The 8,151-nt window shown below is 31.5% G+C and carries 9 protein-coding genes and 1 tRNA gene; all 10 read right to left on the bottom strand.

Annotated features, from left to right (window positions below; all coding sequences use genetic code 11):
* Positions 1 to 121: 121 nt before the first annotated feature.
* Entirely contained in the window at positions 122 to 1,267 is a 1,146-nt protein-coding gene (locus COX95_02135; protein ID PIZ86130.1) for a hypothetical protein, read from the bottom strand.
* Positions 1,268 to 1,380: 113 nt separating this feature from the next.
* On the bottom strand, positions 1,381 to 2,166 hold the full coding sequence (locus COX95_02130; protein ID PIZ86129.1) for a hypothetical protein: 786 nt from the start codon (positions 2,164 to 2,166) through the stop codon (positions 1,381 to 1,383).
* Positions 2,166 to 4,133 (bottom strand): SAM-dependent methyltransferase, encoded by a 1,968-nt coding sequence (locus tag COX95_02125; GenBank protein PIZ86128.1) that lies wholly within the window; start codon positions 4,131 to 4,133, stop codon positions 2,166 to 2,168. The genes COX95_02130 and COX95_02125 overlap by 1 nt, the downstream gene beginning before the upstream one ends.
* The gene (gene lexA, locus COX95_02120; GenBank protein PIZ86127.1) at positions 4,133 to 4,753 is read right to left on the bottom strand and encodes a repressor LexA; all 621 of its coding nucleotides are present in this window, start codon (positions 4,751 to 4,753) and stop codon (positions 4,133 to 4,135) included. The genes COX95_02125 and lexA overlap by 1 nt, the downstream gene beginning before the upstream one ends.
* Positions 4,754 to 4,977: 224 nt before the next feature.
* Positions 4,978 to 5,943, bottom strand: coding sequence for a death-on-curing protein (locus COX95_02115; GenBank protein ID PIZ86126.1), 966 nt, complete (start codon positions 5,941 to 5,943; stop codon positions 4,978 to 4,980).
* 575 nt (positions 5,944 to 6,518) lie between these two features.
* A tRNA-Trp gene (locus tag COX95_02110) sits at positions 6,519 to 6,592 on the bottom strand.
* A complete protein-coding gene (locus COX95_02105) occupies positions 6,583 to 7,029 on the bottom strand; it encodes a DNA mismatch repair protein MutT (protein PIZ86125.1) in 447 nt (148 codons plus the stop codon). Before COX95_02105 ends, COX95_02110 begins: the two co-directional genes overlap by 10 nt.
* Before the next feature lie 9 nt (positions 7,030 to 7,038).
* Entirely contained in the window at positions 7,039 to 7,200 is a 162-nt protein-coding gene (rpmG, locus tag COX95_02100) for a 50S ribosomal protein L33 (GenBank protein PIZ86124.1), read from the bottom strand.
* A gap of 251 nt (positions 7,201 to 7,451) precedes the next feature.
* Positions 7,452 to 7,850: a hypothetical protein gene (locus COX95_02095; GenBank protein PIZ86123.1), complete on the bottom strand. Its 399-nt coding sequence runs from the start codon at positions 7,848 to 7,850 to the stop codon at positions 7,452 to 7,454.
* Positions 7,850 to 8,151 (bottom strand): hypothetical protein (locus tag COX95_02090; protein PIZ86122.1); only part of this gene is annotated, 302 nt, incomplete at its 5' end. The genes COX95_02090 and COX95_02095, both read right to left, overlap by 1 nt.

Below are 8,151 nucleotides of genomic sequence, written 5' to 3'. Positions count from 1 at the left end.
CTAAATCAGCGATTTTTTGTTGGGCAAATTCTGATAAAAGTGGCACTGGCAAGTTTCTTAAATAATCTTCGTAAATAGATATTATACCGCTAGAGCCGACAATGTTTTTGTAAATCAGTTCTTAACCAACAATAGAATTTAAATAAACATTTAATACCTCCGGCAGAATTTTACCTGCCGTTTTTTTCCTAAAAATCCGTAAAGTTGAATCAATAGTAAATTCTCTTTCGTTTTTTTCAAAATCATAAAAAATATTAGAGCGGCCCAACGAGCCAACACCCATTGATGCAAAAACAACATCGTTATCTTTCATTATAGGTAATTTTTCTTTTTCACTAATTTCTTGGCTTGTTTCGCTTTCTACTTCAAACTTCAAGTTCTGTTTTCCTACTTGTTTTGTTTTAATAACCCCAACTACCCCACCTTCTTTGTATACAAAATTTTTACTTCGAATAATATCAAAGTTATCAGCTAAAACTCTTATGCCTTTTTGACTGATTCTATCTAGAATCGTTTCATATTTTGGCATGAAATAATCTGCATCAATTCGATTTACGGACTTTACTTCTGATAATTTTGTTGTAAAAAATAAATCATTTTCAAATTGAAAATTCTTTAACCCCAATTTTTCCAAAAGTAAATTTTCGGCTTGTTGGTATAATTCTCTCGATTTATCGGACAGTAAAAAAGCGTCCCGTACACCCTTCTTAATTTCCTTATCTTTTTCTAAAAGTATGTTAGGTAACGTTAGGTTCATCAACGCTTCCTCGTTAAAACGAGGGTGATTTGTTCCATCCTGACTCCAATTTAAGATTACTTGTATTTTATTAGATAAAAGATAAATAAATAATATTTCCGGAACTACTTCTTTTATAGATCTTAAAACTATAAATTCAGTTGATCCGAATGCTTTTTCATCTTTGACAATAGATATCTCTTTTAAATAAGATCTTAGTCTTGATATAACAACATCATTTTGTTGGAGAATCTTCTTTGTACTCCCTAATTCTAAGGGCGAGGTAATTTTTTTACCTTCTTCAAAGAAAAAACCTAAAGCATCTGTTAAGTCATATACTTTTAAATTGTTAATTTCTTCTTTTGAAAAAGGAGTAATAACTTCGCTTACGTTAGTAAAATAATTTTTTAAATTTTCACCTTTTAATCTATTTAGTATTTTTAGAGAATCTAATTTATCTGGATGATAAAATTCAGCATCTAGTCGATTTTGCCCTTCAAGTTGTGATTTTTGAATAATTGAATGTGCCATTTTTGTAATTTTTAATCTTATTGACTGTTTGACAATAATATAGTATAATTTTTAACAAGAAGCTGGTGAGCGAGCGTGATGCCGCAATCCAGTTTTTTGCGTTTTGAAACTATTTATTGTGGGATGACATAAAAAGGATTGATCTCTTTTAAATATTGCATTTTACCAACATTCGCATTTTTTGGCATTTTAAAAATTTTTCTTTCCAATATATTAACAACCAGACTCTCATATTTCCGATTTAATTTATTTTTTAGGTATTTGCATTTAGCACCATAGGCTAAGAGATCCGCTATTTGTTCCTCAATATCATGATTTTTCTTGCTAACAAATGAAATCGAGGTTATTTTTTCTTGTACTAAACTAAAATCTATTTTTGGATTTTTTATTCCCTCGGAAAGGAAAATACCTAATGCCCGATGAAAATGGAAATCTTTTTCAGATGTCGCTGACTCCACGATAATCTTACCCCTTGAATCAATAGCTAATAAAGCTAACAAAAAATTGTGTATCATGAGCTTAGATGTTTCCTTATATATTTTTACTTGGTTCCAGCTGAGTTTTCTCAATTTCTTTTTATCAAGAATTATAAAAAACATTTTAAATTTAGCATCAAGTAGAAATCCTTTAATATCTTTTAAGAAATTATCGTATAATTTTTTATCTTTGAAAATTTTAAAATTGTTTTGCCTTCTGCCAATTTCTCTTGAATGAAAAATAATATCAGTCCTTCCCCAATATTTATACTTAATCTGGTCTGCTTTTATTTTTACCTCATTACGATCACCTTCTTCGATAGAACAACCAGCTAAAATGTACAAGACAGAACCTTTATCTTTTAGACTTGCCGTTCCAGATTCATCTATAAACAATTTATATTGATTATTTTTTACTGACATTAACGACTTCTCCAAAAATTAAACTTTTGCTCTTTTGCAAATTTAATAAATCCATCAGCAATAGCATCTAAATCATCATCTAGAACTTTTTCGCCTGTTACCTTATAAATTAGGTTGCCCTTTTCATCTTTTTTAAATATTTCCCTTCCAGAATTATCTTTTCCTCCTTTTTGAGAAACTGCCATAAAAATTGGATAATCCTTTAGCGGCTTTTCATTTTCAGCCCATTTTTGTAAAAATAGAATGCTTGTTTTTACTCCAGTATGAGGCTTAAAAGTGTTAACATGAAGCCCAACAACTGATAATATTCTGGCTTTATCAAAAAGCCAATTCCTAATATAAGAAGAATTTGTATTGTTCAAAACTCCCTGAGGAAGAACAACGGTCATTCTTCCGCTAGGTTTTAGCATATCTAAGGCTCTTTCTATAAATAAAATATGCCTTTCAACTATTTTCTTTTGCTTCCCTGCTTCATTTTTTGCTAATTCATATCTATTAAGAAGTAAGGAATCGTGTATTTCGCCAGCAAAAGGAGGATTTGTTAGTAAAACATCGAACTTTAAATTTTTAAACGATTCTTCATTCTCTCGGTCTTTATCTATATTGTTAAATTTATATAGTAAGCCTCTTAGTTCTGCTCTAGCGCGAATTTCTTCATCCCCCTCCCTTAACCATTCCCTAGTATCTAAGGAATTTAGCTTAAACACATGAGAACGGCCATCTCCTGAGATAAGCATTAATGCACGAGAAATTTTTGTTGTTTTTTCATCAAAATCTATCCCATAGATATACCTTTTTGCGTATTCTATTTTGTCCTGATCAAAATTTGAATTTGAAGTAGCATTTAAATGATTTTGCCAAACCCAATGCATTGCATGAATTAAAAAACCACCAGAGCCACAAGCTGGATCGATTACATATTCATTTTGTTTTGGATTTAACATTTTAACTGCCATATCAATAACATTCCTGGGAGTAAAATATTGACCCTTGCTCCCTTTTGCAATTGATGTTAGTAAATATTCAAAGGCGTGGTCCATAACGGTTAGATTAGCGCCAAAAAGCTTGATTTCTTCTAAAGAACCAACGCAAACAGATAAATGGTAAGGAGAAAGTTCAATTTTTTCATGTTCATTAAAAACGCCTGGCCATTCATCTACCGCCTCCTTAAAAAGTTTGTTTATTGTATTAAAAGTTAATTGCACATCTTTTGATTTTCTAAACAAAAGTTCATGTTCTGGTCTACTTAGAGCTTTTTTCTCATCGATTAATTTAGCAAAGATTAATTTAAAAATTTCAGTGAAGACATCTCCGCCTGAATTTGCAAGCACAAGTTCTTCTAATGTTTCTACTATCTTTTTAAGATCAAAGTCTGTTTTTAATTTATCCAGAGTTAATTTTTCTTTTAAAATATCGTCTATTTCTTGATCAAATCTTGGAATATCTCTTAGGGTTTCATAATCCTTTGGGTATGGTCTATAAAGAACAGTTTTTGCATCGCCGTTTGACCAAACGCCGATTAAGGCACCTTGAGCATTCAAATAAGATTTTAGTTGTTCAATACCTTCCTCTTCTTTTGGTTTTTTTACTTCAAAAACTATATAAGGTGTCTCCTTGTTCTTATTTTTATAAACCACTATGTCAACTGCCTTAACGTGAATTTCTCTACCAAAATGAACATCTGCTTCAACTTCTATTAAAGATTTATCGTATTTATAATAACTTAGCAATTTGTAAATCCATAGCTGACGAACTATTTCTTCTGGATTTCCGCTGTTTTTTTCTGGGTTATAAACTTGAATATCTTTTTCGCGTTTGAAACATTTTACATAATATTTTTTATCTTTCTCAAAGATATCAAGCACATCTTCAATTTTAATACCGCTAAATTCTTTTAATCCATAAAGGGTATCAGAATCTTTAAAAATTTTGTTAATAATTTCTATAATGTTTTCTTTTGTTTCCATTATTTCCTTTCTTCTAAGTTAGCTATCATTTTGCCCAAAAAGAAAGTATCGTGAGTTATGGGAATTATTCTATAATTTGGGTTTTCGGGTCTGAGATATGTTCGACCTTTATCATAAATAAAGGTTTTGAGCGTCACTTCATTACCTTGTCTGGCTAAAACAATATCACCATTTTTATACTCTGATGCTTCTTTTATAAGAACTAAATCACCATTATAAATTCCAGCTTCTATCATAGAATCGCCACTCACCTTTACAATAAAAACATTGTCAATTTTTTTATGCCCGGAGGGCATTTCTATCCATTCATTTTGTTCTATTGCTTCAATTGTTGGACCAGCGGCGGTAACTCCTGCAATTCTAACAAGAGGTTCTTTTTTTATTGCATCATATCCTAACGGTTTAATTACGATTCCACGAGCCGAGCCTTCTTCTCTTTTGATAAATCCTTTTTTCTCTATAACAGAGAGCAGGTCTAAAATTGTCTGATTTGATGAAATGTTAAGCTTTTCTTTTAGCTCACTGAAAGAAGGCGGAAACCCTACATCCTTAAGTGAGTTATAAATTGCAAAAAGTACTTCTTTTTGTCTTTTTGTAATAACTAGATTTATAGTTTTCATATATTAATATTAATTTTACCCGACCATATGGTCGGGTGTCAAGAGATTTCTTATTGTTATCTATTTTACTAAATCCCCGTAAAAGCAAAAACAGGGGCTTTAGCCTCTATCCAGCACTCTTGGTAGATCATTATGTAGGAAGCGCTAAACTATTCTAAAAATATAAATGAAGTATGGTAGAAAATTTTAGGAATTATCGTATACTCTCCCAGAACTTGCATAGTTTATTTTTTGAGCAAAATTAGAATTAATCCTACTATTTGTTCCTTGTCCTTTGGCTTACTTTCAGCTACAAGTAAGGTAAGCGCAGTTAAAGCTGTTGGGGTAAGGCGTGAAGTATTTAATAAATTAACTTTTTTAAGAAACCAGACAAAAGCAAATGCCCCCGAACGCTTGTTGCCATCAACAAAAGGATGATTTTTTACCATAAAATAAAGTAAATGTGCTGCTTTTTCTTCCACGCTCGGATACACATCTTTGCCATCAAATGTTTGGAATACATTACCCATAATAGAAGCAATACTATCGTTTTCCCTTTCCATTCCAAACATATCAGTCGTTTCTTTTTTTGATATAAGCTCTTGCTTTAATTCACGTAGGGCTTTTGTTATTTCGGTTGCTGTAAAATTTACCTGCTTTTTTGTTATACCGCTTTTAGGTAATTTAGATTTATCAAAAGCATCTAACGAAAACCAAGTATCGGCAAACATTTTTATTAGCTCAAGAGCATTTTTTGCATCCACTACTCCACCATCAGGTAAAACTTTTTTTACTTGTTCGACTGCTTTTAGAAATTCATCATAATTTTTGGCGATTCGCGAACAATTGATAGTATAACCAACCACTAAATGCTTTCGTAAAACACTTGTTGCCCATTTTCGAAATCGAATTGCTTTAACAGAATTTGTTCTATAACCAATAGCTAGAATAATATCTAATGAATAAAAAGCTACGGGTTTATCAGAATTTGCAATGTGCACTTTTTGCACATTGCTTTTACTTTCTACCTCTTTTGATTTAAATATATTACCAATGTGTTTAGTTACTACCGTACGATTAATTTCAAAAATATCAGCAATTTGTGCTTGAGTCGCCCATACTGTTTCTTTATTAAAATCCCCCTTTAGCTCAATAGCACCGGATTTCGCTTGATAAATAATAATTTCGTTTTTTATAATTTTCTTTTTCATATATATTAGATAATTTATTTACCTTTATTTTAAAAGATAAAATGCTCTATTTTTCAATTCAAAAACCGTTCTACTCGCTAGTAGAACGGTCAAAAAAATCATCTTGGCAGAACACATATAGAGGAAGCTATTGCTTACTTTAAAAATATAGAGAAATCAATTGTTATTCCAGATTTTCTTTTTTAGATAAAGATTTTAGTGATAGAAAAAGAAGGATAGTAGTAAATAATGAGATTATCCCAAGGATTATAAAAAATATCAAAAGTAATATTGTATAGAACAAGGATAGGTAAAATAAATTTTTGTTTAATCTTAGTAGTAATTGGCTTTTTTCTTTTTTATAGTTTCTGAGTTTACTTCCGCTCCTGATCAAGTAGAAAATTAATGGCAGAGTTATAATGAATAATATACTAAAATAGCCAGCTTTGTCATAATTGTTCCGCATGACATTTCTTAGAGACAATATAAATAAAGATATTAAATAAAACCAGCCGCTAATAGTTGAGGCTATGCCTGCATTTTTTACATTACTTAGATAGTTAGTGAACATAATATTACCTAATTATAAAATATCTTGGCAGGGGTGGAGAGAATCGAACTCCCGACTAAGGTTTTGGAGACCCTCGTTATACCACTTAACTACACCCCCGCGTTATTCAATTTTTTATATGCTTCCACAGATTCTTTCGTTGGCTGGGTTAAATTTTCCGGAAGATTATTCAAAGCAAACCATTTAATTTCAGAACACTTTTCCTGTTCCAAAATTACGGGTTTACCACTTACTATTTTACCTAAATAAGAGACTGAAACCCAATGTTGATTTTCGCCGGGTATTATATGGTCCGTAACAGTTAAAAAATCATGCAATTCTATCGTCACCCCAAGCTCTTCTTTCACCTCCCGTTTAATCGCATCTTCAATTTTTTCGCCAAAATCTACTCCCCCGCCCGGCTGGCTCCAAATTCCCGTTTCGTTTCTGGAATCACCACCTCTTTTCATCAACAAAGTTTCGTTATTATCATTAACGATTAATGCGCCGCAGCCAACACCGATAAAGTCTATTCCCTTTTTGAGTTGAGTACTCATAAATTTAGGTTACTTACTTTCTTTGTGCACAGTATGTGCTCTACAGCGTTTGCAGAATTTTTTTAATTCCATTCTTTCCTTTTGAGTTTTTGCATTTTTAGTAGTTGAATAATTCCTTTCGTGACACACGCTGCACTCCAAAGTAATTACTGGCCTATTATCTTTTGCCATGAATAAATCTCCTTTTAAAAGTAATAAAAATAGTTTAACAGAATTTCGTTGTTTTTTCCACTATTTACACAGTGAATCCAAAAGCCCTCTTCTTTGTCATTCCTGCGGAAGCAGAAATCCATAAAATACTAGATTCCCGCCTTCGCGGGAATGACGGAAGAAAAACGGGAATGACGAAATTGGTAACTTTTCTTTTAATAATGTTTATCAGAATTTATTAATGAGGTTTTCGGATTCACGGCTTACTAGCCTTAAACCAGTATTCTCCACGGAGCAGTGGCGATACTTAGTAATAACGCTAAAAATAGAGACTGTTTAGCACTTAGTTTTAAAATACTTGTGGAAAAGTAAAAGTAGAAATACATTAGTATAAAAGTTGGAACAATCGTTATACCCAATCTTTCCATGTTGCCAATTTTAGCCCATATTTCAGAAACTATAGGCGCGTCCTGCATCCCATAATCAAAAAGTCTATTGATAATAAAACTTGTTAGAGCTGATGCGAATATAAAATAATAGAATGTTTTGGTAAATAAGAGGTCATTTTTTCTTAATATTTTAAGACCTATAAAAAATACAAAAAAAGCCCAAATAAATTCCGCAGTCATCAAAAAAGCCATATGAATAACGTAAAAGTTGATAGCTTCCATTATCTAACCATCTTTAATCTTTCTTCTATTAACTTTAAAACAGCCTTATTTGAATCCCAATGTAATAATTCGTGAGCTGTTTCAGAATTAACCCAAACATATTTTTGATGCTCATCACTAATTGTTACTTCTTCTACAGTAGAAGAAACCTCAAAACCATAAGCCCACTCTTTAAACTCTCCGTATTCATTTTTAAATTCAAAAGAATATTCCAAATCTAGAATCCTGCTGAAATCTTTAAGGCCTGTTTCTTCTCTAATTTCCCTTTTCGCCGCATCTAGTTTATCCTCTTTTTTTTCTA

The organism is bacterium CG_4_10_14_0_2_um_filter_33_32 (genome assembly GCA_002792735.1).
In the GTDB taxonomy this organism is placed as follows: domain Bacteria; phylum Patescibacteriota; class CPR2_A; order CG2-30-33-46; family CG2-30-33-46; genus CG2-30-33-46.
The sequence above is the reverse complement of the archived record's forward strand: the minus strand, read 5'-3'. Positions and strand labels throughout refer to the sequence as shown.

Coding starts and splice junctions, on each gene's coding strand:
- COX95_02135 (PIZ86130.1), bottom strand. CDS start 1,267: ATGGCACATTCAATTATTCAAAAATCACAACTTGAAGGGCAAAATCGA.
- COX95_02130 (PIZ86129.1), bottom strand. CDS start 2,166: ATGTCAGTAAAAAATAATCAATATAAATTGTTTATAGATGAATCTGGA.
- COX95_02125 (PIZ86128.1), bottom strand. CDS start 4,133: ATGGAAACAAAAGAAAACATTATAGAAATTATTAACAAAATTTTTAAA.
- lexA (PIZ86127.1), bottom strand. CDS start 4,753: ATGAAAACTATAAATCTAGTTATTACAAAAAGACAAAAAGAAGTACTT.
- COX95_02115 (PIZ86126.1), bottom strand. CDS start 5,943: ATGAAAAAGAAAATTATAAAAAACGAAATTATTATTTATCAAGCGAAA.
- COX95_02105 (PIZ86125.1), bottom strand. CDS start 7,029: ATGAGTACTCAACTCAAAAAGGGAATAGACTTTATCGGTGTTGGCTGC.
- rpmG (PIZ86124.1), bottom strand. CDS start 7,200: ATGGCAAAAGATAATAGGCCAGTAATTACTTTGGAGTGCAGCGTGTGT.
- COX95_02095 (PIZ86123.1), bottom strand. CDS start 7,850: ATGGAAGCTATCAACTTTTACGTTATTCATATGGCTTTTTTGATGACT.